The sequence below is a fragment of the Aliidiomarina quisquiliarum genome, assembly GCF_023922585.1.
Classification (GTDB): Bacteria; Pseudomonadota; Gammaproteobacteria; order Enterobacterales; family Alteromonadaceae; genus Aliidiomarina; species Aliidiomarina quisquiliarum.
The window spans coordinates 164,348-190,758 of record NZ_JAMFTN010000014.1 but is presented as its reverse complement, the minus strand read 5'-3'; the positions used below and the strand labels follow the sequence as shown (position 1 = coordinate 190,758).

Annotated in this window: 24 protein-coding genes; 5 read left to right on the top strand and 19 right to left on the bottom strand. The window is 46.6% G+C overall.

All coding sequences use genetic code 11. The features are described from left to right. Positions 1 to 71: 71 nt before the first annotated feature. From M1L23_RS03610 to M1L23_RS03600, 3 genes are read right to left on the bottom strand one after another with little or no spacing between them, the layout of a single operon-like run. Positions 72 to 1,109 (bottom strand): porin, encoded by a 1,038-nt coding sequence (locus M1L23_RS03610; protein WP_252625749.1) that lies wholly within the window; start codon positions 1,107 to 1,109, stop codon positions 72 to 74. 14 nt (positions 1,110 to 1,123) lie between these two features. Further along, a complete protein-coding gene (locus M1L23_RS03605; protein ID WP_252625747.1) occupies positions 1,124 to 1,465 on the bottom strand; it encodes a hypothetical protein in 342 nt (113 codons plus the stop codon). 11 nt (positions 1,466 to 1,476) lie between these two features. Then, positions 1,477 to 2,802 (bottom strand): NAD(P)/FAD-dependent oxidoreductase, encoded by a 1,326-nt coding sequence (locus M1L23_RS03600; protein WP_252625746.1) that lies wholly within the window; start codon positions 2,800 to 2,802, stop codon positions 1,477 to 1,479. A gap of 222 nt (positions 2,803 to 3,024) precedes the next feature. Between M1L23_RS03600 and M1L23_RS03595 the strand changes: the two genes are divergently transcribed. Next, complete coding sequence (locus tag M1L23_RS03595) at positions 3,025 to 3,495, top strand: Fe-S cluster assembly transcription factor (protein ID WP_252625744.1); 471 nt, start codon at positions 3,025 to 3,027, stop codon at positions 3,493 to 3,495. A 55-nt stretch (positions 3,496 to 3,550) separates the two neighbouring features. Here the strand turns inward: M1L23_RS03595 and M1L23_RS03590 are convergent, their stop codons facing one another. Beyond that, positions 3,551 to 3,967, bottom strand: a complete 417-nt coding sequence (locus tag M1L23_RS03590) for a SufE family protein (RefSeq protein WP_252625743.1) — start codon at positions 3,965 to 3,967, stop codon at positions 3,551 to 3,553. Between the two features lie 141 nt (positions 3,968 to 4,108). Between M1L23_RS03590 and dauA the strand changes: the two genes are divergently transcribed. Continuing rightward, positions 4,109 to 5,863 (top strand): C4-dicarboxylic acid transporter DauA, encoded by a 1,755-nt coding sequence (gene dauA, locus M1L23_RS03585; protein ID WP_252625741.1) that lies wholly within the window; start codon positions 4,109 to 4,111, stop codon positions 5,861 to 5,863. A gap of 19 nt (positions 5,864 to 5,882) precedes the next feature. On the opposite strand, the gene sufT is transcribed toward dauA, so the two are convergent. The 11 genes from sufT to M1L23_RS03530 all read right to left on the bottom strand — a co-directional run bounded on the left by sufT (position 5,883) and on the right by M1L23_RS03530 (position 17,412). After that, complete coding sequence (gene sufT, locus M1L23_RS03580) at positions 5,883 to 6,413, bottom strand: putative Fe-S cluster assembly protein SufT (RefSeq protein WP_252625733.1); 531 nt, start codon at positions 6,411 to 6,413, stop codon at positions 5,883 to 5,885. Positions 6,414 to 6,443: 30 nt separating this feature from the next. Continuing rightward, positions 6,444 to 6,803 carry a HesB/IscA family protein gene (locus M1L23_RS03575; RefSeq protein WP_252625732.1) on the bottom strand — a complete coding sequence of 120 codons (360 nt, stop codon included), beginning with the start codon at positions 6,801 to 6,803 and terminating at the stop codon, positions 6,444 to 6,446. Between the two features lie 20 nt (positions 6,804 to 6,823). Beyond that, positions 6,824 to 8,047, bottom strand: a complete 1,224-nt coding sequence (locus tag M1L23_RS03570; RefSeq protein WP_252625725.1) for an aminotransferase class V-fold PLP-dependent enzyme — start codon at positions 8,045 to 8,047, stop codon at positions 6,824 to 6,826. Next, positions 8,044 to 9,306 (bottom strand): Fe-S cluster assembly protein SufD, encoded by a 1,263-nt coding sequence (sufD, locus tag M1L23_RS03565; RefSeq protein WP_252625723.1) that lies wholly within the window; start codon positions 9,304 to 9,306, stop codon positions 8,044 to 8,046. Before sufD ends, M1L23_RS03570 begins: the two co-directional genes overlap by 4 nt. Continuing rightward, positions 9,303 to 10,061: a Fe-S cluster assembly ATPase SufC gene (sufC, locus tag M1L23_RS03560; RefSeq protein ID WP_252625722.1), complete on the bottom strand. Its 759-nt coding sequence runs from the start codon at positions 10,059 to 10,061 to the stop codon at positions 9,303 to 9,305. The genes sufD and sufC overlap by 4 nt, the downstream gene beginning before the upstream one ends. A gap of 3 nt (positions 10,062 to 10,064) precedes the next feature. Further along, positions 10,065 to 11,501: a Fe-S cluster assembly protein SufB gene (gene sufB / locus M1L23_RS03555; protein WP_252625721.1), complete on the bottom strand. Its 1,437-nt coding sequence runs from the start codon at positions 11,499 to 11,501 to the stop codon at positions 10,065 to 10,067. A 128-nt stretch (positions 11,502 to 11,629) separates the two neighbouring features. Beyond that, positions 11,630 to 12,055, bottom strand: coding sequence for a DUF3010 family protein (locus M1L23_RS03550; protein WP_252625720.1), 426 nt, complete (start codon positions 12,053 to 12,055; stop codon positions 11,630 to 11,632). Positions 12,056 to 12,086: 31 nt separating this feature from the next. After that, complete coding sequence (locus M1L23_RS03545; protein WP_252625719.1) at positions 12,087 to 13,982, bottom strand: CASTOR/POLLUX-related putative ion channel; 1,896 nt, start codon at positions 13,980 to 13,982, stop codon at positions 12,087 to 12,089. 138 nt (positions 13,983 to 14,120) lie between these two features. Then, on the bottom strand, positions 14,121 to 14,330 hold the full coding sequence (locus tag M1L23_RS03540) for a cold-shock protein (protein ID WP_252625718.1): 210 nt from the start codon (positions 14,328 to 14,330) through the stop codon (positions 14,121 to 14,123). Between the two features lie 233 nt (positions 14,331 to 14,563). Continuing rightward, a complete protein-coding gene (locus M1L23_RS03535) occupies positions 14,564 to 16,699 on the bottom strand; it encodes a tetratricopeptide repeat protein (protein WP_252625717.1) in 2,136 nt (711 codons plus the stop codon). 23 nt (positions 16,700 to 16,722) lie between these two features. Beyond that, positions 16,723 to 17,412, bottom strand: a complete 690-nt coding sequence (locus M1L23_RS03530; RefSeq protein ID WP_252625716.1) for a VIT1/CCC1 transporter family protein — start codon at positions 17,410 to 17,412, stop codon at positions 16,723 to 16,725. A 109-nt stretch (positions 17,413 to 17,521) separates the two neighbouring features. Here M1L23_RS03530 and M1L23_RS03525 point away from each other — a divergent pair, with 109 nt between their 5' ends. After that, positions 17,522 to 19,156 (top strand): S1 family peptidase, encoded by a 1,635-nt coding sequence (locus tag M1L23_RS03525; protein WP_252625715.1) that lies wholly within the window; start codon positions 17,522 to 17,524, stop codon positions 19,154 to 19,156. A 22-nt stretch (positions 19,157 to 19,178) separates the two neighbouring features. Here M1L23_RS03525 and M1L23_RS03520 read toward each other — a convergent pair whose 3' ends face one another. Together M1L23_RS03520 and M1L23_RS03515 are read right to left on the bottom strand one after the other, a co-directional pair. Then, entirely contained in the window at positions 19,179 to 21,023 is a 1,845-nt protein-coding gene (locus tag M1L23_RS03520; protein ID WP_252625714.1) for a long-chain-acyl-CoA synthetase, read from the bottom strand. 104 nt (positions 21,024 to 21,127) lie between these two features. Beyond that, the gene (locus M1L23_RS03515) at positions 21,128 to 21,556 is read right to left on the bottom strand and encodes a gamma-glutamylcyclotransferase family protein (RefSeq protein ID WP_252625713.1); all 429 of its coding nucleotides are present in this window, start codon (positions 21,554 to 21,556) and stop codon (positions 21,128 to 21,130) included. A 216-nt stretch (positions 21,557 to 21,772) separates the two neighbouring features. On the opposite strand from M1L23_RS03515, the gene M1L23_RS03510 reads away from it, so the two are divergent. Further along, complete coding sequence (locus M1L23_RS03510; RefSeq protein WP_252625712.1) at positions 21,773 to 22,438, top strand: HEPN domain-containing protein; 666 nt, start codon at positions 21,773 to 21,775, stop codon at positions 22,436 to 22,438. A gap of 16 nt (positions 22,439 to 22,454) precedes the next feature. On the opposite strand, the gene rnk is transcribed toward M1L23_RS03510, so the two are convergent. Together rnk and M1L23_RS03500 are read right to left on the bottom strand one after the other, a co-directional pair. After that, the gene (rnk, locus tag M1L23_RS03505) at positions 22,455 to 22,856 is read right to left on the bottom strand and encodes a nucleoside diphosphate kinase regulator (RefSeq protein WP_252625710.1); all 402 of its coding nucleotides are present in this window, start codon (positions 22,854 to 22,856) and stop codon (positions 22,455 to 22,457) included. A 257-nt stretch (positions 22,857 to 23,113) separates the two neighbouring features. Then, the gene (locus M1L23_RS03500; protein WP_252625709.1) at positions 23,114 to 24,043 is read right to left on the bottom strand and encodes a hypothetical protein; all 930 of its coding nucleotides are present in this window, start codon (positions 24,041 to 24,043) and stop codon (positions 23,114 to 23,116) included. Positions 24,044 to 24,233: 190 nt separating this feature from the next. Here M1L23_RS03500 and M1L23_RS03495 point away from each other — a divergent pair, with 190 nt between their 5' ends. Beyond that, the gene (locus tag M1L23_RS03495; RefSeq protein WP_252625708.1) at positions 24,234 to 26,330 is read left to right on the top strand and encodes a TonB-dependent receptor family protein; all 2,097 of its coding nucleotides are present in this window, start codon (positions 24,234 to 24,236) and stop codon (positions 26,328 to 26,330) included. The last annotated feature ends 81 nt before the right edge of the window (positions 26,331 to 26,411 follow it).

Genomic DNA, 26,411 nt, shown 5'->3' with positions numbered 1-26,411 from the left:
GTGCTTTTACAAGCCCGGGTTTTTTATTGCGTTAAATTCTAGCTAATTACCTTTAAACAAAGCTCTATAGCTTACCAAGACATGCGGTTTTGCCAAGTAAAGCGGAAACCAACACCAACTAAGGTTTCAGAACCAATGCTGTCACGGTCGGTGTAACGCACACCTGCGTGATAAGCAAAATTAGGTGACAAACGACGCATTAAACCAGCAGCAACATAGTCACCGTCGGTTTTAGCAATGCTGTCGTCCATAAAGCGACCGTAGCTAAGCGACAACTGGCCAATAGCCGCTTTGTAAGCACCGGTTAAGAACAAGTAGTCGCCGTTATCAACACCCGTACCACGGAATTCGTATTGGCCGGCAAAAGTCCATGCCCCTTCTTGGTAGCGTGCGCCTAACTTAGTACCGTCGCGCTTGCCCGCTCCGCGATCGTCAGCGTCAAAATGCGCTAGCAAAAGCTCTACGTTGCCCACTGGTACCATAATCGAACCCGCATACATTGAGTTTTGATTTGGACCTGACGGGCCGCCGTCGCCTCTCGAATAGAACGCACTAAACTTAATGCCGTTCATAGTAACGTTATAGTCAACGCTGTCGTTATGGAAACCACCATGGCCCAACGCACCACCCGAACGCCCTGCGTTCATGCGCGCCTGCAGCGACGTGGCGTTCATTGGGTCCCAACCTAGGCCGGCTAGTTTATATGGAGACTCTAAACGACCCGCACGTACGGCACCAAAGTCACCGCGAACACCAATATAATTGTCACGATATTTGGCTCGGCCGTCTGGTAAACCGTCCATATTAAAGTTAAATGAATAACGACCAAACACTTCTAAACCATCGGTTATTTTGTGCCCTGCATCGAGAAACAAACCGCTCCAGTTATGGCTATTTGGGCGACCATTTCCCCATGCGTCGGTAATGTGAAAACCGTCTTCGCCGGTTAAATCTGGAATATCTCCAGAAGCGTTAACCATTTCTACTTGCGCACGTGCTAACACTTGAAAGAATGTTTTTTCGTCATCAGCAACTACGGCACCAGAAATACCTAATGCAGAAAGAACCGCACTAACTACTGCTACCTGCTTTAACTTTACTTTTAACATTTAGCCCCCTTGAGCTATTTAGATTTTCCAAAAAGTAACCACGGACCCCAGAGTAAGAAATACCCAACGACCCCTGCAGCTATCGATACTAAAAATAATACGCCATAGTCGAGTAACCCAACTAAATGGCCGTGGCTTGAGCCGGTGAGAGTTGGTGCTAAAACAAACGCTAACACCCCAACTACAACCGCTAAATAAGCAAGCCCACGATGGCGCCAAGGTGCTGTTATTATACGGCCCCGAACGACAACAATCCACACCAGTAGTTCTACCGCTAAGGCGAAATAAATCATGCCTGAAAAGGGCTTAGCCGATTCAAACAACACTGAGAAAATACCTAATAATGAAAAGCTCATTGTGTTTCTCCTTAAACTCGGCCGCGTAACATGGCGTTATAAGCACCTTGTAGCATGTAGTCTTTCATTACCCATGGTACCCAGTGGCGTTGTAATGGGTTAATAAAACCAAACGACGGTACCATTTTCAGGTCGTAGTCAAATTCGACCAACATAGCTTCGCCTTTTTCCGTAACTAACGGGCACGAGGTATAACCATTGTAAGCAGCGTCGGCGGCTTTACCCTGAATAACTTGCAGTAAGTTATGTACAGCCACTGGCACTTGCGCTTTAACGCTGGCAGCAGTTTTTCCTATAGGTGTGCCTACACAGTCGCCGGCACCAAACACATTACTAAAACGGGCGTGTTGCAAGCTGTGCTTGTTTACCTCTAACCAGCCACCTGAGGCGAAAGATCCCGCTTGTGCCGCCAACATGGAATTTCTCAGTGCGTCTGGTGCGCGCATGGGTGGCACCACATGAATAAAGTCGTATTCCACCTGCTGCATACCCTCTGCCGTTTGGAAAGTGGCCCGCTTGGCTTGGGCATCAATAGCCGTTAAACGACTGTTCCAATGCATATTAAAGCCACGCTCGGGTAGGTGTGATTTTAAAAACTCATTCACGTCGGGTTGGCTAAACAACCCTGTAGCTGGTGCCGTATAAGTTAGTTGCGCGCGTTCGCGATTACCTTTGGTGCGCAGCTGATGCTCGGTTAACATGGCAATTTTTAGTGGCGCCCCAGCGCATTTAATAGCCCCTGGTGGGCGAGTGAAAATGCCTACGCCGCCTTCGTCGGTAAATTGGCTAATAACATTCCAACTGTTCATGGCATTTTCTGGGTTGTCGTATACGCAGGCAATACCATGCTTGCCTATTAAGCCCGCATGCATGCCTTCAATAGCCTCGAAATTTAATTCTAAGCCGGTTGCCACCATTAAGTAGTCGTAAGCCACTCGCTGGCCTGTGTCGGTTACAACTTCATTCCCTTCTGGATTAAATTCAGTAACCGTTTCTTTTATCCAGTTTACTTTGTTGGGAATATAATGGGCATTGCTGTCCACTACTTTGGTTGGCTTCCAAATACCGGTGGCCACTAGCGTTAGGCCTGGTTGGTAGGTGTGTAATTCACGCCGGTCAATAATAGTAATGCGGGCGCCTTTGGTTTCTCGGGCTAACCGATTCGCCATCGACACGCCTGCCGCACCGGCACCAACAATGACAATATGTGCATTGGTAGTAATAGCTTCAGCTCGATAAGGCGTTAGCGCGCCAATACCCGTTGCTGTAACCCCAGCCCCTACGGCCATTAGTTTTATAAAGCTTCGGCGTCCATTATTTATTTTTTTATCCGTCATTGCTTTTGCCCCAAGTTATCGCTTTACCTCTTTATTAGACGAACCTAATATTAAAGGCAAGCTTTTTAACAATTTTAGCTTTTTATTTAAGCAAAGCTTATTCTAGGTCAATATTTTCATATACTTGACTAAAACACTCAAGTTATGGGATCATACCCACTGAACGTTACTCAAATTATGGGTAATAGTACGTGCACACAAAGCGAAAGGTGGACAAATTTTATGCGATTAACATCGAAAGGACGTTATGCGGTTACCGCAATGCTTGATGTTGCCTTGTATGGAAACGACAAACCTACTCCTTTGTCTGACATTGCCGAGCGCCAAGACATTTCCCTATCGTATTTAGAGCAGTTATTTTCTAAGTTACGCCGTGCAAATTTGGTGGAAAGCGTACGTGGACCAGGCGGCGGTTATAAATTAATTCGCGACCCAGCCCTAATTTCTGTGGGGCAAATTATTATTGCGGTGAATGAGTCTGTTGACGCCACCCGTTGCCAGGGCAAGTCGAATTGCCATGGTGGTGAGCGCTGTTTAACTCATAATTTATGGGCCGACTTAAGCGACCGCATTGCTAGCTTTTTAAATGATATTTCACTAGCTAGCTTAACTATGGATCAGGTTGCGGTAAAACAAATGAAACAGCACAACAAACATAAAGAACAAGCTAACATTCCTGTTCATTCCAGCTAAGCCCGGCTGGCTTTGCCTAACCTGTTAGGCTAAACAAAGCTCTGCAAACCATGTTTTAACTAGCTGAAGCAGCACTGGCTAGGTATTGTATTTTTCCTACAATAGCCCGTAAGCCATTGCCACGGGTGGGCGACAAATGCCGTTCCAAATCGAGCGCTGCAAAATACCCGTCAATATCGAAAGCAACAATGTCTGCTGCGGTTTTGTTATTATAGGCCGCCATCACCAAGCCTAATAAACCGCGCACAATAATTGCGTCACTGTCAACTTGAAAAGTCATGTGCTCGGCTGTAACGTCGGCAATAAGCCAAACATCGCTTTGACAGCCCTTTACTTTTAATTCAGGTAAACGCTCGGCTTCGGGTATAGTTGGTAGCGCTTTGCCCAAATCAATAATGTATTGGTAACGCGACTCCCAGTCGTCTAAAAAATTAATGTCTTCTACAATTTCGTCGGTACTTGGTAAATTCATATTTCACTCACTACATTTAATTCAAGCATTATTTATTACAACGCTAGTATTTGAATTCGAAACTTGTCGTTAACGAATATATGATACCATGCTGAAGTATTACCTTTAGCCCCTATTTAATCTTTATTCTAAGGAATTGCCATGGCCCGTCGCCGTCTGTCTATTCCACGCCTTCGTATTGGTACTGGATTTAAACTAGCGCGTGAAGCTGGTTACACAAAAACTGATTTTCGTCACGACATTCTTGCGGGGTTAACCGTAGGAACCGTTGCTGTACCCTTGTCTATGGCGCTAGCCATTGCCACCGGTGTAGCCCCGCAACACGGCTTATATACTGCCATTGTAGCTGGCTTGCTTATCGCTCTTACGGGCGGTACCCGCTATAACGTGTCGGGCCCCACGGCTGCCTTTGTGGTTATTCTTTTCCCTGTGGTGCAACAGTATGGCTTAGGCGGCTTGCTTATCGCTTCGTTAATGGCCGGTATTATTTTAATTATACTGGGTGTTAGCCGTATGGGGCGCCTGATCAGTTTTATTCCTTACCCGGTAGTGCTTGGCTTTACTGCAGGTATTGCAGTAGTTATTGCAGTATTACAAGTTCCCGACTTTCTGGGCTTACTGCTTACCGAAGAAAACTCACATTTTATTGATAATGTTAGCCATATAATGAGCCGTATTGGCACTACTAATCCTTACGAGCTTGGTGTTGGGCTGTTTAGTTTAGTTCTTATGCTGCTTTGGCCACGCACGAAATTGCCACTTCCTGCGCCATTAATAGGGTTAATTGCCGGTGCGGGCATTGCATATTTGTTAAACAGTGGTTTTTTTGGCCAGGAATTCGCTGGTAGCATCGCCACTATTAGTTCGAGTTTTACTTGGGAAGCGCAAGGTAAAGTGGGCGCAGGTATTCCCCCTATGCCGCCTTCGTTTTTACTGCCATGGAACTTACCTGGCCCTAATGGCGAGCCCTTACAAGTAGACTTTGCACTTATTCGGGCATTATTAGGCCCTGCGTTTGCTATTTCAGTGCTTGCCGCCATTGAATCATTATTGTGTGCGGTTATAGCCGACGGCCTAACCAAAACCAAGCACGACCCTAACGCCGAACTTATTGGCCAGGGCATTGGTAACGTGGTAACCCCATTTTTTGGTGGTATTACTGCCACCGCAGCCATTGCCCGTACCGCTACCAGCATACGGAGCGGTGCCCGTTCGCCGGTGGCGGCAATTACCCATTCAATAGTGGTGCTGCTAGCTGTTGCCCTGCTGGCCGACGTGCTTGGTCTAGTACCCATGACCACGTTGGCAGCCTTACTCTTTATTGTGGCTTGGAACATGAGTGAAGCGCGGCATTTTGCTCATACAGTGCGCTCAGCCCCTGCTGGCGACGTGTTAGTACTAATTACCTGCTTTGGCCTAACAGTTATTTTCGACATGGTAGTAGCGGTAGCTGTAGGCGTGGGAATTGCCTCTGCCTTATTTATTCGGCGTATGGCTGAATATACCCATACTAGCTCGGCGGGCTTTCCTGCCGACATTGAAGCATTGCCTAAAACCGTTGCTGTATACGACGTAAACGGGCCATTGTTTTTTGGCGCAGCGGAAAAAGCCATTAGCTCGTTAAAGCAAATAGACTCCAATGTTGCCATTGTTATTTTAGATATGAGCGACGTACCCAGTGTCGACGCCAGCGCTATTGTGGCATTAGAGTCGCTAATTGAAGACTTAGCAAAACAGGGTATAGCAATGATTTTGGTAGGGTTAACACCACGCATTATCGTGAAGTTACGCCGCGCAGGTATTCAAAAACAACGAGAGAAATTAACCTACACCAGAAACATAACCGAAGCCGCACAGGTAGCGCGGCGCTGGTGTGCTAACAGAGACTGCAGTTAATTCAGCACACAAAGCCGGTTTAAAAAAACAAACCGGCTTCTAATAAAGCTTCATCACTCATTTTGTCGCGCGACCAAGGTGGGTCAAACACCATTTCTACCGCTACTTTGGTAACGTTAGGCACCATACCAACACGGTATTCAACGTCGCCAACTAACACTGGACCCATGCCACAGCCAGGCGCGGTTAAGGTCATTTGAATGTCAACTACACCTGTTTCTTGGTTTACTTTCACGCTATAAATCAACCCTAACGACACTAAGTTAATTGGTATTTCAGGGTCGTATACGCTTTCAAGCGCTTCCCAAACATGGGCTTCGTTTATACTACCGTCGGCAGTTGGCGTGAAGCTTAACACCGTTGGTTTGCGGCCTATGGCATCGGCGTCGGTGCCATCAATACGCCACATATTACCTTGCCAAGTAATAGTGTAGTTACCACCTAGGTCTTGGGTAATATTAACAAACTCGCCCTTCGGCAAAATTCTCATTTCCCCGGTAGGAACTCGGCGCGCTTTACATTCGCGGGTGGTGCTTACTATTTTGTCCATGGTTGCTCTTTCTTATCTATATTTAGAAAATTAATTGCCCACACTAAAACTTTCACCACAGCCACAAGCGTCTGTTACGTTTGGATTATTAAACTTCAGCACACCATTAATGCCTTCTTTCACGTAATCAACTTCGGTACGATCGAGAATAGCTAAGGCTGACTGTGCAACGGCTACAGTAACTTTGTCGCTAGCGTTTACAATAATGTCGTCGGCTTCTGCTTGGTCGGCAAAGTCCACCACATACGCAAAGCCTGTACAGCCGCTTTCCTTCGTCGACAAACGAATTAGTTTACCCGGCGCAGCAGCTAGTTTAGCCTCGAAATGCTTCACCGCCGTTGGGGTAAAACGTACCACTTCCGTTTGGGGTACAAAAGTTTCAACAGACATAATCACTCCTTTAAAAAAAATTAAGCGAGCATTTCCTGCGCTTTTCTTAAGCCGACAAACAACTGCTCGACTTCGTCTAAGGTGTTATAAATTGAAAACGAAGCCCGTGCTGTACCAGGCACCCCTAAACGCTTCATTAAGGGCTGTGCACAGTGGTCGCCGGTACGTATAGCAATGCCTTGGCGGTCTAAAATAAAGCCTACATCGGCAGGATGCCCTGCACCTAACACAAAGCTGTACACGCCCACTTTGTCGGGCGCATTACCCACCAAGCGCAAGCCTTCAAATTCATTACCTAAGGCAACGGCACGCGCCATAAGTTCGGCTTCGTGGCGTTGCACGTCAACCATATTAAATTGCTGGAACCATTTAATAGCAGCGGCCATAGCAATAGCGCCGGCAATGTTCGGTGTGCCCGCTTCTAAACGGCTAGGCAATGGTCCCCAAGTGGCATTTTGGTAGGTAACAGTAGCAATCATTTCACCACCGGTTAACCACACAGGCCAATTTTCAAGTACGCTGCGGCGGCCCCAAAGTGCACCAACACCGGTTGGGCCAAAAAGCTTATGGGCAGAAAACGCGTAAAAGTCGCAGTCTAACGCCTGTACATCAACCGTGCTGTGGGCTACACCTTGAGCACCGTCTACCAGCACTAAAGCTTTTGGTGCCAAACGGCGAATAAGCATTATTAGTTGTTGAACAGGGTTTACCGTACCTAAAGCGTTCGACACCTGCGGCATTGCCACAAATGCCGTATTAGCCGACAGTAAGGCTTCAAAGGCTGCTAAGTTTAACGCGCCGTTGTCTTCTATAGGGGCTACTTTTAAGCTTGCACCACTGGCTAAACAGGCTTGCTGCCAGGTTACTAAATTAGCGTGGTGTTCAAGTTCCGTAACCACCACTTCGTCGCCAGGCTGTAGGCGCTGAGCCATACCTTTGGCAACAATGTTAATACTTTCCGTGGTGCCGCTGGTCCAAATTAACTCTTCACGGTGGGCAGCGTTAACAAAACCGGCCACTGTGTCTCGGGCGGCTTCAAAACGGCGGGTGGCTTCGTCGCTAAGAAAGTGCGCGCCCCGGTGCACATTTGAATTGCACTGGGTATAAAAGTCGACCAAGGCATCGATAACAGCTTGCGGCTTTTGTGTCGTTGCTGCGCTGTCTAAGTAAACCAAAGGCTTACCATGCACTTCACGACTTAAAATAGGAAACTGTTCCCGTATAGCTAATACGTCGAAACTCATTCTGACTCCATTGTCGCAAAGCGTTCACGTAGTAAAGGCTCTAACCAAGCGGCCAGCGCTTTGTTCGGCATTTGGCTAACTAACTCTTGAATAAAACCAAAATTCAGCATGATCAACGCTTGCTTGCGCGAAATACCGCGGGCTTGTAGGTAATACAAGTCTTCTTCGGCAATCTCGGCAATAGTGGCACCGTGGGCACATTGAACGTCGTCGGCGTAAATTTCTAACGCTGGCGTGGTACTAATTTGTGCACCACGAGACATTAGCAGGTTACGGTTATGTAATTCTGCTAAGGTTTTTTGCGCATCGCGGTGAATAAGAATACGGCCACTAAATACCGCTCGAGCTTTGTCGCCCACAATACCCCGGGCATTTTGCTCGGTGGTACCATTAGGAACCACGTGCTCAATTAAACTGTGTAGGTCGAAATGCTCTTTCGGGCCCAACAAATAAATACAGTTCATTTTCGCCAGTGCGTGCTCTGCCGCGTGCACCACGTCCGTGTCGATACGGCTAATTTGGCTACCGTAACCAACAATAGTGCTATTTAAGCGCGACGACTCACCCATTTTAAAGTGGCAGCCACCAATATGAATCGCTTCTTCGCCATGCAGCGCAAAGCGATAATGCTCAAGCTTGGCTTCAGTACCTATTACATATTCAGCAAAGGCGGTATTCATGCTATTACCTTGGCCGGCACCATGTTCAATAATGGTGGCCTGGGCATTTGCACCAAGGTTTACTAACACCCGGTTGTGCGATTCAATACCCGCACTCACCAAGTTCACAACACGTATTGGCTGTTCAAGTTGAACCCCGGCGGCTACGTTGATAAACACACCTTGCAACGCTAACGCGTCGTTTACCAAGCCAAATAAATGGGCGTCTGGTTTTACTTGATTAAACACTTTGCTGGCTTGCTGTTGTATTGCTTCGCTGGCGTTAGCTAACGAGTGAATTGTTAACCCTGCTGGTAAGTTTAAGGCGGTTAAATCGGTTGCTGGTACGCCATCAACAAATACAATATCAATGCTGTTTAGGTTGGAAACTACCGGCGCTTCAGCTAAAGCCTTAGAATTAGTTGCTTCGTTTAAGGTTAAATTTGCCAGCGCATGCAACGAGGTATAGCGCCATTCTTCTGTGCGCCGTGTTGGCCACGACGTTGATTTTAATCGTGTTAAGGCTTCTTGCCGGACCGGGCTCAGCCAATCATTAACCGAGCTGGCTCGATCAATAACATTCGCTAACCACTGGCTCATGCATTTGCCTCCTCATGGTTTTCTAACCATGCATAACCGCTTGCCTCAACTTCTTTGGCTAATTCAGGACCGCCGCTTTTGGCTATTTTGCCATCGGCTAAAATATGCACAAAGTCAGGCTGAATAAAGTCAAGTAGGCGTTGGTAATGGGTTATAACAATAAAACTACGCTTACCGTCCCGTTGGCTGTTTACGCCGTCGGCAACCACTTTCAGCGCATCAATATCTAACCCTGAGTCCGACTCGTCTAGAATACACAAGGTCGGCTCGAGCATGATCATTTGCATAATTTCATTACGCTTTTTCTCACCACCGGAAAAACCTTCGTTCACGCCACGGCGTAAAAACTCAACCGGCAGGTTCACTTGTTCACAGGCGGCTCTGGCTGCTTTTAAAAATTCCGCAGCGGTTAGTTGCTCTTGGCCCCGTTCTTTACGCGCAGCGCTAACACTTTCCTTTAGGAATTCCATATTACTTACCCCAGGAATTTCAACTGGGTATTGGAAGGCAAGGAAAAGGCCTGCACGAGCACGCTCGTCTACTTCGAGCTCAAGTAAGTCGCGCTGTTCAAATTCAACTTTGCCGCTGGTTGCTTCGTATTCTTCACGGCCTGACAATACATAACCTAGGGTACTTTTACCCGCACCATTGGGGCCCATGATGGCGTGTACTTCACCTGGTTTAACGTTTAAATTTAACCCTTTAAGAATTTCTTTGCCTTCAATGCTGGCGTGCAAATTTTTAATACTTAACATGTTTTACCCCACTGAACCTTCAAGACTAATTTCTAATAACTTGCCTGCTTCAACCGCAAACTCCATTGGTAGCTCTTTAAACACATCTTTACAAAAACCATTCACAATCATTGAAATTGCTTTTTCAATGTCGAGCCCGCGTTGCTGACATAAGAATAACTGGTCGTCACTTACCGTCGACGTGGTTGCTTCGTGCTCAACTATGGCCGTTGGGTTTGCGCTTTCTATATATGGGAAGGTATGGGCAGCGCAGGTGTCGCCAATTAGCAGCGAGTCACACTCGGTAAAGTTTCTGGCGCCGTCTGCATTTGGCCCCATTTTCACTAAACCGCGGTAGGTATTACTACTGTTACCTGCTGAAATACCTTTGGAAATAATGGTCGATGTGGTGTTTTTACCTAAGTGGATCATTTTTGTACCCGTGTCGGCTTGTTGGCGTGAACGGGTTAATGCGACTGAGTAAAACTCACCTACACTATTGTCGCCGCGTAAAATGCAGCTTGGGTACTTCCATGTAATGGCTGACCCGGTTTCTACCTGGGTCCAAGAAATTTTCGCATTCTTTTCAGCAACGCCACGCTTGGTTACAAAGTTAAAAATACCACCAACGCCGTTTTCGTCGCCTGGGTACCAGTTTTGTACGGTGCTGTATTTTATTTCTGAGTCATCTAGCGCAACTAATTCAACCACGGCTGCGTGTAATTGATTTTCATCACGCATGGGCGCCGTACAGCCTTCGAGGTAGCTTACATGGCTGCCTTCTTCGGCAATAATAAGTGTACGTTCAAACTGGCCGGTGTTTAATTCGTTTATGCGGAAATAGGTGCTTAGCTCCATAGGGCAACGAACACCCTTAGGAATATAAACAAAGGAGCCGTCGGTAAACACCGCGCTGTTTAGCGCCGCAAAGAAGTTATCGGTGCGAGGCACCACGGTACCTAAATACTTTTTAACCAATTCTGGGTATTTGCGAATGGCTTCAGAAATAGGGCAAAAGATAACACCCGATTCAGCCAGTTTTTCACGGAAGGTAGTTACTACCGATACCGAGTCGAACACAACGTCTACTGCTACACCAGCAAGCATTTCTTGCTCGTGCAGTGGAATTCCTAATTTTTCATAGGTGCGAATAAGTTCAGGATCAACCTCGGCCAAAGACTTTGGTCTGTCTTTCATGCTTTTGGGGGCAGAGTAATAAGAAATAGTTTGATAGTCGATAGGTTCATAACCTAGCTTAGCCCAGTCTGGCTCGGCCATTTTTTGCCACGAACGAAATGCTTGTAAACGCCATTCCAACATCCAGTCTGGCTCTTGTTTCATTTCAGAAATGCGACGAATCACGTCTTCGTCTAAACCAGGTTCGAAGGTGTCTGACTCTATGTCAGAAACGAAGCCTGCTTCATACTCACGTGCAATCGCCTGTTCGATTTGTTCACTCATGCTAAAACCTCATGACTAGCTAATCTTTATGAACTGATTATACAGTTCTTGACTAAATCACTCAAGTATTATGACCAATTCAATTAAGCCCCTTGGGCTGGCCTTTATAGGCTTGCCTTATAGCTAGTTTAGCGCTTAGACAAAAACGAAAACCCGGTGACAAAAGCAGGTTCTTGATATTTTTTTAGGCCCGTGTCGACAAAGTCGACAGGAATAGGATTGCGCTTCAGTATTTCTTTTTGCTCACTGCTCGATAAAATAAAGGTGTCGGCGGTGTCTATGAGTTGAATAAGCGCTTCAATTTTAAAGCCAACTGCACTTCCTGCGAATTTTCCTCGCTGCATGCGCTCTTTAATCACAAAGGCGTCTATTTTATAGTCTTCAACTAATTTCTTCAGGGTAAATTGCAGCTTGTGTAAGTTTTCTGCATCTTGATCTTTGCTCAGCTGTAAACGGTGTTGGCGACAGTCGGGAATTTGAAACAAACCGTCTTTTTTTTCTAATAAACAAAAAATCATTTCATTACTTTTAATTTCAACGGCACACACACGCATAACCCACTCCTATAAACTGTTAGACTGATTATTAACGAATAACTATTAACTGGCTTTGCGGCCCAAAGGTAAAACGCTTATTCGCCCGTACATTTAGTTCAACGTGTTTGCCCGTGGGGTTTACCCCGAGCAATACCCCTCCTTCCGCCAAAACGTATTGTTGCACTTCGGCTATTGCCAGCTCCCGGTGTAAACCTTCGGGTAAAAAACGAATACTTAGGTGCGCGCCATGGCTAGACAACAAGTCGTCGTACACGGAACGTAAGTACGGATGCAGCGCAACTTGCGCTAAAATGTGAGATATAATAACCGAACTTACCATTACATCGTTATTCGAATGACTCACATACACTTCATTACTTTGATCGTGTAATTCTAACAGAACGTGAGGCCGAACACGCCCTTTTGCTAACTTACTCAATAAATAGTCCAGCACCATAAAGGCCACAATGCTTCGCGCGTCGGCTTCTTCTCCGGTACCTACTCGGTCGCTACTAAATAACAATACCGTATGGAACATTTCTGGGTGTAACCCTTGCTGCACAGTTTCATTGGTATAATCCGCTTGCAAACACTTTGTTACTCCTGGCCAATTCTCGCCTAGTTGCTCCGTTAAAGCCTGTTCACGATCGGCTACCGGCGCGGTAGACACTAATGTTACGTCAAAATAAACATTTTTTTCCCGCGCTAGTTCGTCTAACACTTTAGGAACGCGGCTATTCCAGCCTAAAACAAGTAAGCGATGACGGCTCGCATGAGCTTTTTGTATTAGTTTGGCCGGCTCTTGTAACGAAAGCATTTTTTGGGGCTGGTTTAATGGCTGCTGTTTATCGTTTCGGTGAGCAAGAATGACCACAAGATCATGCTCGGTTAACACATAGTCTAAAGGTGGTGCCAGCATAGTTTTGCGTTGCCCGCCCTGCACCTGTATAACCCCACATGGAGTGGCTTGGTCAAAATAGTTAAATACCTCACGCCAGCTTTTGCCAGTTAAACCGGGGTAATGGTGCGGAATAAGCAATGGCTGCTCTACATCAATAAGTAACGCGTTTAACGCCCTTAGCAAACCGCTATAAATAACACTACGGGCAATAATGCGCGCAATAACTGTGTCGCTTGGAATAATTTGCAGCGGGCCCTTATAGGTGTGTAGCGCCACTGGTATTTTATTAGCGTCGAGCAGCTCTGCCACTACAAATGGACGCTGTTTTAAATAGGCGGTTTGGGTATCAAGCGACAACAGCATTTTAATAATGTCGGCGTCGGCATTTAGCACCGATTCACTGGTATTACTTCGCCGCGGTATTAATATGCAATTGGCTTGTTCAATAGCAACGCGATGCAAGTGTTCAGGGTTAAGCGTTGAGCCAGACCGCAACACCACTCGACGCCGCTCGGAGTGGCTCCAGCGCTCGTTTAATACTTCGCTCACCGGCCCTTCGGTAATATCGTCGGCTAACACTGCAATACGACTTTCTGGCCCGCGGCTTTTACCATGTTCAAGCAGCTCACGTAAAACCGGTAACGTACGCGAAGTCCAGCCCAAAATAACCCGATGCGACTTAAATGTTATTGGTGTGTGCCCTTGTTCTAAGTGGCGCATTTGGCGAAATAACCATTGGGTCATGATAGCCACTAAAGTACCCATAAAAAGCACATAACCTAATACGGTTAACAAGGTAGAAATACCCCTGCGCCATAGCCCTTCATCGTCGCCTAAGTAACCTGGGTCGGTTAGCCTTAAGAACGACCACCATACTTCTTCAGCTAGCACGCCTGCGGGAGCAAACCAAAATGCCAGCACACCACCCCCTAGGGCAACAAAAGCCACCACCGCGCCTACTAACAACAACTGCCCAAAAGGCCCGCCGTCGAGCATGCGTTCCATCATATATTTGAGACGATCTATTAAGCGCAAACGAAACATAGCAAGTCCATCGTTAATAATTAGGTTCGAGTTTTATTATTGAAAAGGGCAGGTAAACTATGACAGGCTACTGAAAAACAAGCAAAGAAAAAGGCAGCCCTTGGGCTGCCTTAAGAATCTTTTAGCTTAAACTATTGCTTATAGAGCAACGATGTTTTCAGCTTGTGGACCTTTTTGGCCCTGAGTTACGGTGAAAGAAACCTTTTGGCCTTCAGCTAAGGTTTTGAAACCGTTACCGGTAATTGCACTGAAGTGTGCGAAAACGTCTGGGCCACCTTCACGCTCGATGAAACCAAAACCTTTAGACTCGTTGAACCACTTCACTGTACCAGTAATTGTATCTGACATATTTTTTTAATCCTGAAATTTCTTAATTTGAAAAGCCGCAAGCAACATTACTCTTGGCCGAGTTATGCAGGAAAAACAAATTCAAACTTAAGGAACTTCAGAACGTAGACATCTTGCAACGTGATGGAGATTTAAATCGATATTCTTTTTCAAGCACGAGACGTATTCTACAGCTATATTTTCGAATAGCAACACCTATAACCGATTAAACTAAAATAAGATGTTGCTTATGCTTAGCGACCTGCTTTGTTCATTACAGCTAAGTTATTTAAAGCGCCTTCATGGCCTTGCGCTGAAGCAGCAGAAAACCAATGTTTGGCGTCGCGATCAGACACCGGAGTACCTAACCCATGGTAATACATTAGGCCCAAATTATTTTGCGCCTCTGCATGGCCTGCCTCTGCAGCTAAGTGATATAAACGCAATGCTTCCTCATGGTTTTGCGCCACACCACGGCCTTGCTCGTATAAAATAGCTAAATTGTATTGTGCACCATGGTGGTTTTGCACCGCAGCTTTTTCATACCAAATTGCTGCATTGGCTTCAGATACAGCAACGCCTAAGCCACTTTCAAGCATAAAGGCCAAGCTCATTTGGGCATTTACATGGCCTTGTTCTGCAGCTGCCCGATACCAACGAACCGCTTCTTGGTCTGACTGTTGCACCCCTGAGCCAGAGCGATACAACAAGGCTAAATTATTTTGCGCGCCTACATGGCCTTGCTCGGCTGCCTTGGTATACCACTTGGCCGCTTCCTGGGCAGAAGACTGAACTCCCCGGCCTTCTTCATAGAACAGGGCTAACCTTGCTTGCGCCCACATATGGCCCTGTGCTGCGGCCATTGCATACCAGCGCGCTGCTTCCGTATTATTGCCTGCTACACCTTCTTCCTGGCTATATAAGTCGCCTAAACGTGCTTGCGCAGCTACATGCCCTTGTTCTGCCGCAGCTTGGTACCAGCCTAAGGCTGCGCTCATGTTTTGTTCAACGCCCTGGCCCTTTGCTAACATTGCCGCCAAACTTACTTGAGCATTCACATGGCCTTGCTCGGCTGCGGCCGTATACCAATGCGCCGCCAAAGGGAACGAGTGCTCTACACCATGGCCATGTTCATATAACAGCGCTAAATTATTCTGCGCCGCAACCAAGCCTGCTTCCGCTGCTTGTTTATACCACTGCACAGCCAAGCTGTAAGATTGTGGCACTCCCTCTCCAAGTTCATACATAGTGCCTATTTTATGCTGGGCGCTTATATTGTTTTGCTCTGCCGCCAGCTGGTAGTAGTGGGCAGCGGCTGCTATATCAACGGCTGTACCACGGCCTTGCTCGTACATGGTAGCAATCAATACTTGCGCATTAACATCGGCTTGCTCAGCAGCCAGCTTTAACCACTTAAAAGCTAAACTGTCGGACTGCTCAAGGCCCGCACCAATTAAGTACGCTTCTCCTAAGTGGGCCTGAGCCACCAGGCTACCTCCTGCTGCTGCGGCCTGGAACCAGCGTGCTGCTTCTGTTTTCGAAGCAGTTACACCGCGGCCAGCCTGATACATTAAAGCGATATTACTTTGCGCTTCTACATGGCCTTGTTCAGCCGCTAATAAATACCAGTGGGCAGCATTGCTAGCAACATGGTCAATACCACGACTATGTTCAATCATATAGGCTAAATTACTTTGTGCCGGCGCATAGCCCTGCTCAGCGGCCGCTTGATACCAACGCACTGCCTCGCTGTCTGAAGGCTCAACACCACGGCCATAGTCATACATTAAAGCAAGGTTATGTTGCGCCCAAGCATTCCCTTGTTCAGCCGCTTGTAAATACCAGTAAGCCGCTTGTTGGTTTGACTGAGTCACCCCACGGCCACTGCGATACAAGTAACCTAAGCTGGCTTGGGCCCCCGCGTCACCTTGTTCTGCCGCAGCTTGATACCAATGTGCTGCTTGGGTGTCGCTTTGCTCTACCCCTTGGCCATTTTGGTACATAAAGCCCAAGACCGCTTGGGCAGTAGCAACCCCTTTTTCAGCTCCTATAGCATAAAAATAGGCGGCTTCGGTTGCCGACTGGGGTACCCCCAAACCCTGTTCATAAAGCACCCCTAAGTTTGTGGCAGCAAATTCGTTGCCCTGCTCTGCCGCCAGCCGATAATAAATTGCTGCGTCTGCATAAGACTGAGGTACCCTAGTGCCGTTTTGAAACATAACAGCCATTTGATATTGCGCACTAACATTGCCCTCGCTAGCTAGCTGTTTAATTTCGTCAACGCTCAAGTCGTCCCAAGCTAAAGCTGCAGTGCTAAACATAAGCAACGCAGCCAAGGCAACCATTAACGGGCCTATGATACGGTGCCAAGGGTTATTTTTAATATCCATATCAACCTATTTTAGTAGCCTAGCTAAACAAGCATATCGAACGCATATCCAACCAGTGCTGTTAAAAACATCGCCAGCGCGCCCCAGAACATTACCCGCACTGCGCCCCGTATTATTGATGCACCCCCAAGCCGCGCGGCCAGCGCACCTAAAGCCGCAAGATACACCAACGACCCTACGGCAATGGCTGTAACTTGATAATCGGCATTAAAGAACCATACCAGAAGCAATGGTGCAAATGCCCCTAGTACAAAAGAAATGGCTGAGTAAATAGCCGCCTGCAATGGCTTAGCTGTGGTTATTTCACCAATACCTATATCGTCGCGCGCATGGGCACCTAAAGCGTCGTGCTCGGTTAGTTCAACCGCTACCTGCTTAGCCAATGCTGGTTGTAAGCCGCGATCAATATAAATGTTTTTTAATTCTTTTAGTTCACTTTCTGGGTGATCAATTAAAGACTGAGCCTCCATGGCCAAGTCGGCTTGCTCCGTGTCAGCTTGCGAACTTACCGACACATATTCTCCCGCGGCCATCGACAATGCCCCTGCGGCAACACCTGCGACTCCCGCTAAAAGTATACTTTCTTGGCTTGCCCCCGCCGATGCAACCCCAATTACTAAACTGGCGGTGGAAACAATGCCGTCATTGGCGCCAAGTACCGAAGCCCTTAACCAACCCGCTCGATGAGAGCGATGCTGTTCAACATGCGTCATTACACACTCCTTTGATAGTAGATAGTCAACAAAAGGTAGTTTACTCTTAGTGACGAAAGATCGCACTAACCAATCCGGCTACCTACTTATGGTAGCTATAGGAGCTAACGTGAACTCACACACGCTATATTTTTTGCTTGCTACATTTATCACTGCCGTTTTTATAGCACCGAAAGCCTACGCTAGCGACTATAGCGTTGACCAATTGTCGCACGCGGCAGTACAACTGCTAGTTGCCGACGGTTTGGCGTCTGGCACCCTTATTGTGCGTAACAATCGAGCTTTGGTGTTAACCAACCGCCATGTGGTAGAAAACTTAACCGATGTTCATGTTGCGGTGTTAGTCGACACTACCAAGCCAGCACAAGCACTTTTCCGGGCTGAAGTGCGTGGCTTTTCAATGGAGTACGATTTCGCTTACCTTGAGCTTACGCACGAATTAGCGCACAAAACCGACCAACTGCCCCTATCCAGTAGTGAGTTACCTGCGTTTAGCCTCGATAAACTACGCAATGGCGAGTACGGTTTTCAGTTACCCACTTTAAATATAAGCCAAGGCACTCACTTAAACCGAGGCGATTCAATCGCCATTTTTGGCTACCCTGCACTTGCCCAAAACGAACTAATTTATAGTGTCGGCAATATCGCATCGGTAAGGTATGAGTCTTTAAATAACACTCGGGTACCCTTATGGTACCGTACCGACGCCACCATATCGCAGGGTAACAGCGGTGGTTTAGCGGTTAATAGTCAAGGCCAGTTCGTTGGTATTCCTACTAGCGTGAATTATGACTACGACACCGGCGGGCGGCTAAGCAATATACTCGCGGCACCTGTTGTATTGGCCATGTTAAACAATCCCAGCTTGCTGGTAACCGACTGGGAACTATTCCGTAATATGCGCCAACAAATACTCGACTTTACTCAGCCACCATCTCAAAGTGAAATTCACTTGAATTCTAACTCGCTTAGCGCCGACATTCGCCATGTCACTTCCTCTGGTGGCGCAATTGACGCTAGTTATTTAGGCGGTGAATGTGTTGGTTACACCCAGCAAGCACCCAACTTCCGTTTTCATTTGGCCGAGCCCTTAAGCCAGTTGTCGGTTGCTTTTAAAGCTCAGCTACAAGGTTCTGACGCTACGCTGGTAATTAGCACTCCCGACTCGCGTTGGCATTGTAACGACGACGCCGACGGCATGAACCCACGAGTTAACTTTAACCAAGCACCCGCCGGCCAATACGATGTTTGGGTTGGCAACTATAGCGAAGGTACCATTCATGACGGCACCTTAGAAATAGCCAGTGTGCTAAACGCTCGTGGCGGTTTAAACCAACAAGCCGAGCCACAATATGGCGTACTAAAACTGGCCTCAGGGTTTGCAGTTGAACAAGGCAAAGTAGAAATCAGTGGCGGCGGGCTGGTTAACTTATTTTCTTTTAACTTGTTTCCATGTGTCGGTTTTACTGCTTCCGCCCCCGATTTGAAATTACATTGGGCCGGAAGTAACAGCCCTCTGTTTATGCACTTTCAGGCGACCCGCGAAGGCGACGACCCTTCGCTTATTATTGCTGCACCAAACGGCCAATTATATTGTAACGACGACGCTGATATGAACTCCGTTAACCCCGCAATGGCGTTTAAAAATGCCCCTACTGGCATTTACAGTATTTGGATAGGCTCTTATAACGGTAATAAGCGTATTCCTGGCGTGTTCAGCATTGCAGAAAAGCCATCGCAGTAACTATAAAGTTAGGCAACAACCTTTAAAAACGGATGTTGCCTGACTCTATATCGGCCAGTATTTCGGCATTTAACGGCACGTAACCTAATGCTCGGTCAATTAAAACGTAAATGGCATCTTCTGGTTGTACGGGCCTAAAGCTTTCTTTTTTCAGTTCGGTTTTTTTAACTTTGAATGTGGTGGTGGTTTCGTGGTACTGACTTAAGCGCACAAAAAGCGGTACTGCATAATCAGGCAGTTTACGTTTTATATGCTGATAGAATTCGCTTGGGTCGAAACGGCGGCCTTGCTCAATAATTAGCGACGCCATGCCTGCTCGGCCGTCGGTGTTCGGCACTTTTACCCCATAAACAACAGCTTCTACAATGTTTTGGAAAGAATGTATTTCCGCTTCCACTTCCGTAGTAGCAACGTTTTCTGCCTTCCAACGAAAGGTGTCGCCTACTCGATCAACGAAGGCAACATGGCGAAAGCCCTGCAAACGTACTAAATCACCGGTGTTAAACCAGCAGTCGCCAGGTTTAAATACATTGCGCAACAATTTTTCTTCGTTTGCTTCCTTTTTGGTGTAACCGTCGAAAGGGGCTTTTTTAGAAACTTCACTTAATAGCAGCCCAACCTCGCCCTTCTGTACTTGTTGCATGTAGCCGTTGTCGCCAACAATAGGTGTTTCGTTGTCTACATCGAAGCTAACCACACGAAAATTCATGGGCGAAAAACCAACCGTGCGCTTTAAATTAAAGGCGTTCACAAAACCTATGTTACCTTCACTGGCGCCATACAACTCACAAATTCGCCGAATACCAAAGCGCTGTTGAAATTCATCCCATATTTCTGCCCGCAAACCATTACCCACCATTACGCGAATGGGGTGGTCGCGATCATTTTGCTGCTCTGGCATATTTAATAAATAGCGGCACACCTCACCAATATACACAAAACTAGTTGCATTATATTGGCGTATGTCTTGCCAAAAGTTATGCACGCTAAACCTACGCGCCAGCGCCATTGAAGCCCCAGTAGTAAGTACACAACTTAACCCTATGGCTAGGGCCGTATTGTGGTAAAGCGGTAAGCAACAATACAGGGTATCGCTAGACTTAAGCCCCATCGACATTTTGCCAAACCCAATCCCTGCTTTATACCAACGCAAGTTGGTCATGGGTGCCGCTTTTGGTAAACCCGTGGTACCTGAAGTAAACACGTAATAACATTCGTCGGCCAAAGTCATGGTGCCGGTTTCTACTGGGTTTTGGTTTGAGGCTGCAGCACTTAAGCTAAGCAAGTTGGTATAATTTGGCGGTCGGGTTAGTTTGCCCGCTGGCTGGTCGGGAATGTAAAAATGAGCAGCATCGGCGTTATCCCAGTCGTTAAGGTAAGGTTGTGCCGACGCCATTGCCGCTAAACATTCTTCGCCCACCACAAGCAGCTTAGGTTGAATTAATTTTAAACTATGGGCCAATACATTTTCTTGTTGCTTATGGTTGAGCATACCAGCAATGGCACCAATTTTATTAACCGCCAACACTAACGCAATCAGCGCGGGCCGATTTTCTAACATAACCCCAACGCAGTCGCCTTTACCAATGCCTTGAGCTTTTAAGGTGTGGGCTAAACGGTTTACCAAAAGGTTAAATTCGCCATAGCTATAGCGTTCATTTTCAAAGCTAAGAAAGTGTGCGCTGGGTTGCTTTGTGGCTTGCTGTTGAAAAATTGCTCCAGGCGAAGCAAGCGTATTGGGGGTTGCTCGCGCCAGTTGAATATTTGAAGCAACAAATTGAGGTAGTCGCGGCGTGAACTTCACCACCGCCTTAACAATATCAAACAAAGAGTGCGTTTGTTTATAGTCGTTTTTATATTGGCTCATTATTGTTATGTCTATGTAAAGATAAATAGCTATTTACCTATACTACAAGAACATCTCTACAAGACAAATATTAGAAAGCCTAATAAAAACAAACTTTTAAATAATTAACCTGGGCGCCAAACATACATGTTCCTGGCTATATCAACTCGGCCCTTAGTAAGGGTTTGCGGGCATTGCTCGTGCACATACCGCGTATCGAGTAGAAAATATGCCCAAGCCTGCAGTTTTTCACCCGTTGCCTGAGAGCGTATAACAACTTCCTCCCGTTGGTAAAATACACCATTGGCTTCTAAGTTATCTGTTGCTGTTAGTACCGAACTATTAACTAAATAGCACTCTCCTTTCACTTGCAATGCAGACACAGTGTTAATTTGTTCTGGTTTTAACAAATAGGGGTAACCAGGCCCTGCAAGTAGCACATAGGCATTGTCGGTGTGATAATTGCCTATTCGTTGCGAGTCGGCTAAATAGCCATGATTATGCAAACCCCGCTTTAAACTGCCATAAACAAACAAAAATGAATCTGACGACATAGCTATTACTCCATTAATACCAATTAGCTCAACGAGCAAGCACGTTCCAAAAGCATGTATATGTTTGTTTTCGGTCGTACCTTTTATGCCACCTCTATCAACGTAAATAATATTAACAAACAGCCTCGACAATATGTGTCGTGTTAGTGAAGCTTGTAATAAAACCTGAACTCAGGTTTAGTAGTGGGTATGGAATTTGCCATTAAGGAACAAGGCATGAATAGTTTTGATGAACTTAAAGAGTACCAACGTTCTCAACGCTTACAATGGAACAAAAGTATTAGTTTACGAATTCATCGCGCGCTTAGTTGGTTAAACAAAGCCGAGCAAGAACGAAATAGAAACGACCTAGACGGCGAATTTATTGCCCTTTGGATTGCGTTTAACGCCGCCTATGCAAATAACTATGCCGACGAAATAAGAGCAAATGAACGCCAAACTTTTCAGCAGTTTATTGAACGGTTGGTAAATTATGACACTGAAAAGGAGTTGTATAATATTATTTGGCAACACTACCCTGCTGCAATTCGTAGCTTTATGGATAATCGCTATGTGTTTCAGCCGTTTTGGGACGCCATTAACGGGCGAACTGCAGCTGACAGCTGGGAGGAGCCTTTCAGTGCCGCCAAACGCCGCGCGCACAAGGCGTTAGCCAATCAAGAAACAGCCGTAAGCTTAAGTATATTGCTTGAGCGCATGTATACTTTGCGCAATCAACTTATACATGGTGGTGCTACCTACGCTGGCAGTTTAAATAGAGAGCAACTTAACAATGCCTGTGGCATTCTTGGCTCAATTGTACCTGTTGTGATTAAGTTAATGATGCTTAACGCCACCGACGTTTGGGCTGACGCGTCGTACTTTGATTTAACCAACCTCTAAATACCTAATGGGGTCTTTAACCGACCCCATTTTCCGTTACCTTTGGCTTCACACCAATAATTTTCACCCGCTGTTCACCACGAGTACCTGGCCAAGTAATAACTTGTCCCACTGCTAAGCCTATTAATGCACTGCCAATAGGTGCAAAAATAGAAATTCCGTCTTCGTGCTCTTTTAATTCATCTGGGAAACATAGGGTTTTAGTAAATTCTTTTTCTGCATCGTCAATGCGAAAGGTTACTTGGCTGCCCATAGCTACGCGATCTTTTGGTACGTCGTGGTGTTTAACCACCGTAGCACGGGCTAGTTCTGTTTCTAGCTCTGCAACTAACTTTTCAGCTAGGTTCGACTTTTCAATCAACGCTTCAATTTGATTTAAATCGTGAGCAGACAAAATAAGTTCTGGTTGCTTACTCATAGTTTTATTCCTTATAGCTTCTTCATGCGCAAATTCCTGCCTTGCTAAGGCAAGGAGGAAGTACTTTTAGTTAATAGGTTATTTTTAGTCTTTAGAATAGCCGCCGGACACTACGAAGGCGCCCGGCTTACGTAGGGAAGGTTAGTGCAATACTCTGTGTTGTGCTGATTGTTTTAATCATGTTGGCCTTTTTATGTCCGAACTTCGATATTAACCCTTTGTTGAAAAAAGGCAAGCTCCGATAACACCAATCAAAATTAGCGCACATAGCGAGCAAATTCAAGCGGAGCAACTTCTAACTCAGTTTGCGGCGGCGTCATTGCTCTGGCCTGTTCGTTCGCTAATATAACTGGCGGCGGTGAAAGCTCAGTTACGGTTAAAACAGCACCATCGCCCCCAAGTGGGCGCACATGAATTTGCTTACCCAGTGAATAAATTTCAACGGTTGGCTTTGGTCGCCAGGCAGCATTCGACAGTAACAGAACAGCCAGCTTTTGCGCCAAGTTAGCAACCTGCTCCGTTGGCACAAACTTAGCTTGCGCTAGCTTAACTTGGTAATGTGCACGTAGCGCTTCGCGACGCTGCTCTAACAATAAGCCTTGCCGATGCAGAAAATAGCTAGTGCGAATATTCAGTAACGCATAGTGCCCAATAAAAAGCGTAACAATAGCTAATACCTGAGGCCCTACCCAGGCGCCTAGCCATAATAAGGGCCATATACTTGAAGCAAAAGCACCGCCCTCGGGTAACCGAGGTGACGCCCAGCCCTTATGCTGAAACAGCACAAAAGTTAACGCTATAAGAGAGCCTGCAAAGGCAAGTTCAAAGTTGGTATATATATTTCTTGCAGCCCGCCCTTGCGGTTTGGGCCGAAACAACAAGCCCACAACAAATAACGCCAAGGCAAAAGTAGCTAAGTTAACCGCCTGTGTTTGCATCGAAAGTTCGGTATAGTGGCCCGCAAATTGCAGCCCCGCATATAAAAATGCGGCCCACAAGTAACCACCAAGCAACATAGCCGGCCAGCGCACACTAAAAAATGACGCTTTAGTTTTTTCCCGCAAAATATATTGGTCGGCTTCAGCTAAAGTTAGCCCCTCTGCCACCAAACACGTTCGCAGTCTGATGTCGTCAGCGCCCTGCCTTAGTAGCTTTTTAATATGTTTAAAGCGGTTCTTTTCGTCCATGCGTACCTTTATTTTAGAATTTCAACTCGTTCTAGAATACCCAAAGCTGCATAAACATGCTGCTTTAAATAGCTACAATTTAAAATTTAAAAAAATATCACGAACACCCACACAAGCTGATTGACAATCATTCTCATTTGCATTTAGAATTCAAACTTATTTTTCCTACCATCATGTTTGGAGTTTTTCTATGTTAGCTCGCCCATTTCGCACCCCTAGCAAAGTTGCTACAGCCGTTACTCTCGCCCTGCTGTCTTGTGCTAGTTTTGCCAATGAGAATAATTCTGCCACAAGAAATGAAACACAAGCCGAGAAAAAAACCAGTATGCCAACCATGGAAGTTATTCGTGTTTCAGCCTCACAAAGTGCGCATCGCTACGACGAAACGGGCTCAGTGATTGTAATTGACCGTGAAGCTATTGAACGTGTTCAACCGTTGTCAACGGAAGACGTACTGCGCCGTATTCCTGGCATTAATATTAAGGGCGAAGAGGAAACGTCTATTGTGGCTAATTTTGGCATTCGCGGCTTATCGGCTAGCGAGTCTAAGTCGCTAATGTTAGAAGACGGCGTACCCGTTGCGCCTGGTTTATTTATCGGTAACGACCGTTATTTTAATCCCCGTATTCAGCGCGTTGATTCCGTTGAAGTGCTAAAAGGCTCTGCTTCCCTACGTTATGGACCTTCTACCATAGGTGGGGTGGTGAATTACAAAACCCGCAACCCCGACCAAGGTATAAGCTTTTCAAGCCGTGTTGGCTCGTTTAATTTACGCGAAGTTAATCTTGAAGCTGGCAACCGTAGCACCTCTGGCGACGCTTTTGCCGGCGTAGTAGCTACCATGGCTAAAAGCGACGGCTTTATGGACAAAGGTTACGAAATGAACGACATCATGTTTAAAGCCGGTGTCGACTTAGCCGCCAACCAACGGGTAGGTTTAAAGTTTTCATGGCATGAAAACGACGCCAACATTTCTTATCGAGGTTTGTTTTTAGACGACTATTTAGCCGGCAAACGTTATAACCCAGCACCCGACGACTGGTACCTAACAGAACGAGTTGCTTTCGATATAAACCATGAGTGGGCTTTAAATAATGGCATGACTTTAAACACTGTAGCCTACTGGAGCGATATGAGCCGCGACTACTGGCGCTACAATGTCGACACTGCCGCTTCTAATGCCGCAGGCCGCTGGGTATTCACAGACAAGTTAAATGGTAATAACCGCTCTTTCGAGCGCACCGGCATAGAAAGCCGCTTGGCTTTCGACCACAGCATGTTTGGTAGCACAGCTTACAGCGAAATTGGCTTACGCCTTATGCGCGAAACCGCCAACGACACTCGTATACGTGCAACCCGCGAACAAGATCGCACCGGCATAAACGATCGCCACCGCTTTGATGAAGCCACCAGTTACGCCGTTTATGTGCAAACGCGCTTTTCGCCTATTGAGCACTTGTCTATTACCCCAGGAGTACGGGTTGAATCCTACGAGCAAAAACGCACTGAATTAACCAATAACAACGCCAAGGTTAAAACCAGCAATACCGAAGTACTACCAGGTATTGGGGCAACCTATGAATTAACCAACACCGCACAGTTATATGGTGGGGTGTACCGTGCCTTCTCACCTGCTTCGAATGGCGTTGCCCTCGACGGTTTACAAGACCAAAACCTTGACGGCGAAACCACCACCAACTACGAGCTAGGCCTACGTGGCAGCACCACTAACCTTAACTATGAAGTCGCTGCGTTCTTTATGGACTTTAGCAACCAAGTGGTTACTGGTAACAGTGATCCGAATTTATCTCAGTCGAACGCTGGTAAAACCGAGCACGTGGGTATGGAGTTTATGCTTGCGTACGAATTAGGTTATGGTTTCAGTATCGACACCAATGCCACCTGGGTGCCCACTTCCGAGTTCAAAAGCGGCGACAACAAAGGCAACCGTTTACCTTATGCGCCAAAAGTGTTGGCTAATTTAGGTTTGAATTATACTCAGAATGGCTTCAGTGCTGCTTTAACCGCCCATCATCGGGGCGAACAATTTGGCAGCCCAGACAATACTACTGCCATACCTACTGGCGCCGCCGGCGGTATTTGGGGTGGTTTGTTACCCGCCTATACGGTACTCGACTTGTTTGCCCAGTACCAGCTGTCGCCCAGCATAACGGTGCTTGGCTCAGTTAAAAACCTAGCCGACAAGCAGTATATTGCAGGCTTGCGCCAAGGCATTTATGCAGGCCCAGAACGTGCTTTTGAAGTTGGTGTGCGGTTGAAGTTCTAAGCCGCTTATGCTCGCCCCGTGCTTGGGCTTTCCAACACGGGGCTTGTCATTTACTTGAAATATTTCTTCGCTCGCCCTACC

Excerpts from the sequence above, each read along its gene's own strand:
- M1L23_RS03540 (WP_252625718.1), bottom strand. The coding sequence starts at position 14,330 with ATGTCAGATACAATTACTGGTACAGTGAAGTGGTTCAACGAGTCTAAA.
- M1L23_RS03610 (WP_252625749.1), bottom strand. The coding sequence starts at position 1,109 with ATGTTAAAAGTAAAGTTAAAGCAGGTAGCAGTAGTTAGTGCGGTTCTT.
- rnk (WP_252625710.1), bottom strand. The coding sequence starts at position 22,856 with ATGAGTAAGCAACCAGAACTTATTTTGTCTGCTCACGATTTAAATCAA.
- M1L23_RS03515 (WP_252625713.1), bottom strand. The coding sequence starts at position 21,556 with ATGTCGTCAGATTCATTTTTGTTTGTTTATGGCAGTTTAAAGCGGGGT.
- M1L23_RS03545 (WP_252625719.1), bottom strand. The coding sequence starts at position 13,982 with ATGTTTCGTTTGCGCTTAATAGATCGTCTCAAATATATGATGGAACGC.
- sufD (WP_252625723.1), bottom strand. The coding sequence starts at position 9,306 with ATGAGCCAGTGGTTAGCGAATGTTATTGATCGAGCCAGCTCGGTTAAT.
- M1L23_RS03550 (WP_252625720.1), bottom strand. The coding sequence starts at position 12,055 with ATGCGTGTGTGTGCCGTTGAAATTAAAAGTAATGAAATGATTTTTTGT.
- sufB (WP_252625721.1), bottom strand. The coding sequence starts at position 11,501 with ATGAGTGAACAAATCGAACAGGCGATTGCACGTGAGTATGAAGCAGGC.
- M1L23_RS03520 (WP_252625714.1), bottom strand. The coding sequence starts at position 21,023 with ATGAGCCAATATAAAAACGACTATAAACAAACGCACTCTTTGTTTGAT.
- M1L23_RS03535 (WP_252625717.1), bottom strand. The coding sequence starts at position 16,699 with ATGGATATTAAAAATAACCCTTGGCACCGTATCATAGGCCCGTTAATG.
- M1L23_RS03510 (WP_252625712.1), top strand. The coding sequence starts at position 21,773 with ATGAATAGTTTTGATGAACTTAAAGAGTACCAACGTTCTCAACGCTTA.
- M1L23_RS03530 (WP_252625716.1), bottom strand. The coding sequence starts at position 17,412 with ATGACGCATGTTGAACAGCATCGCTCTCATCGAGCGGGTTGGTTAAGG.
- dauA (WP_252625741.1), top strand. The coding sequence starts at position 4,109 with ATGGCCCGTCGCCGTCTGTCTATTCCACGCCTTCGTATTGGTACTGGA.
- M1L23_RS03600 (WP_252625746.1), bottom strand. The coding sequence starts at position 2,802 with ATGACGGATAAAAAAATAAATAATGGACGCCGAAGCTTTATAAAACTA.
- M1L23_RS03590 (WP_252625743.1), bottom strand. The coding sequence starts at position 3,967 with ATGAATTTACCAAGTACCGACGAAATTGTAGAAGACATTAATTTTTTA.
- M1L23_RS03500 (WP_252625709.1), bottom strand. The coding sequence starts at position 24,043 with ATGGACGAAAAGAACCGCTTTAAACATATTAAAAAGCTACTAAGGCAG.
- M1L23_RS03595 (WP_252625744.1), top strand. The coding sequence starts at position 3,025 with ATGCGATTAACATCGAAAGGACGTTATGCGGTTACCGCAATGCTTGAT.
- sufT (WP_252625733.1), bottom strand. The coding sequence starts at position 6,413 with ATGGACAAAATAGTAAGCACCACCCGCGAATGTAAAGCGCGCCGAGTT.
- M1L23_RS03570 (WP_252625725.1), bottom strand. The coding sequence starts at position 8,047 with ATGAGTTTCGACGTATTAGCTATACGGGAACAGTTTCCTATTTTAAGT.
- M1L23_RS03575 (WP_252625732.1), bottom strand. The coding sequence starts at position 6,803 with ATGTCTGTTGAAACTTTTGTACCCCAAACGGAAGTGGTACGTTTTACC.
- sufC (WP_252625722.1), bottom strand. The coding sequence starts at position 10,061 with ATGTTAAGTATTAAAAATTTGCACGCCAGCATTGAAGGCAAAGAAATT.
- M1L23_RS03605 (WP_252625747.1), bottom strand. The coding sequence starts at position 1,465 with ATGAGCTTTTCATTATTAGGTATTTTCTCAGTGTTGTTTGAATCGGCT.
- M1L23_RS03495 (WP_252625708.1), top strand. The coding sequence starts at position 24,234 with ATGTTAGCTCGCCCATTTCGCACCCCTAGCAAAGTTGCTACAGCCGTT.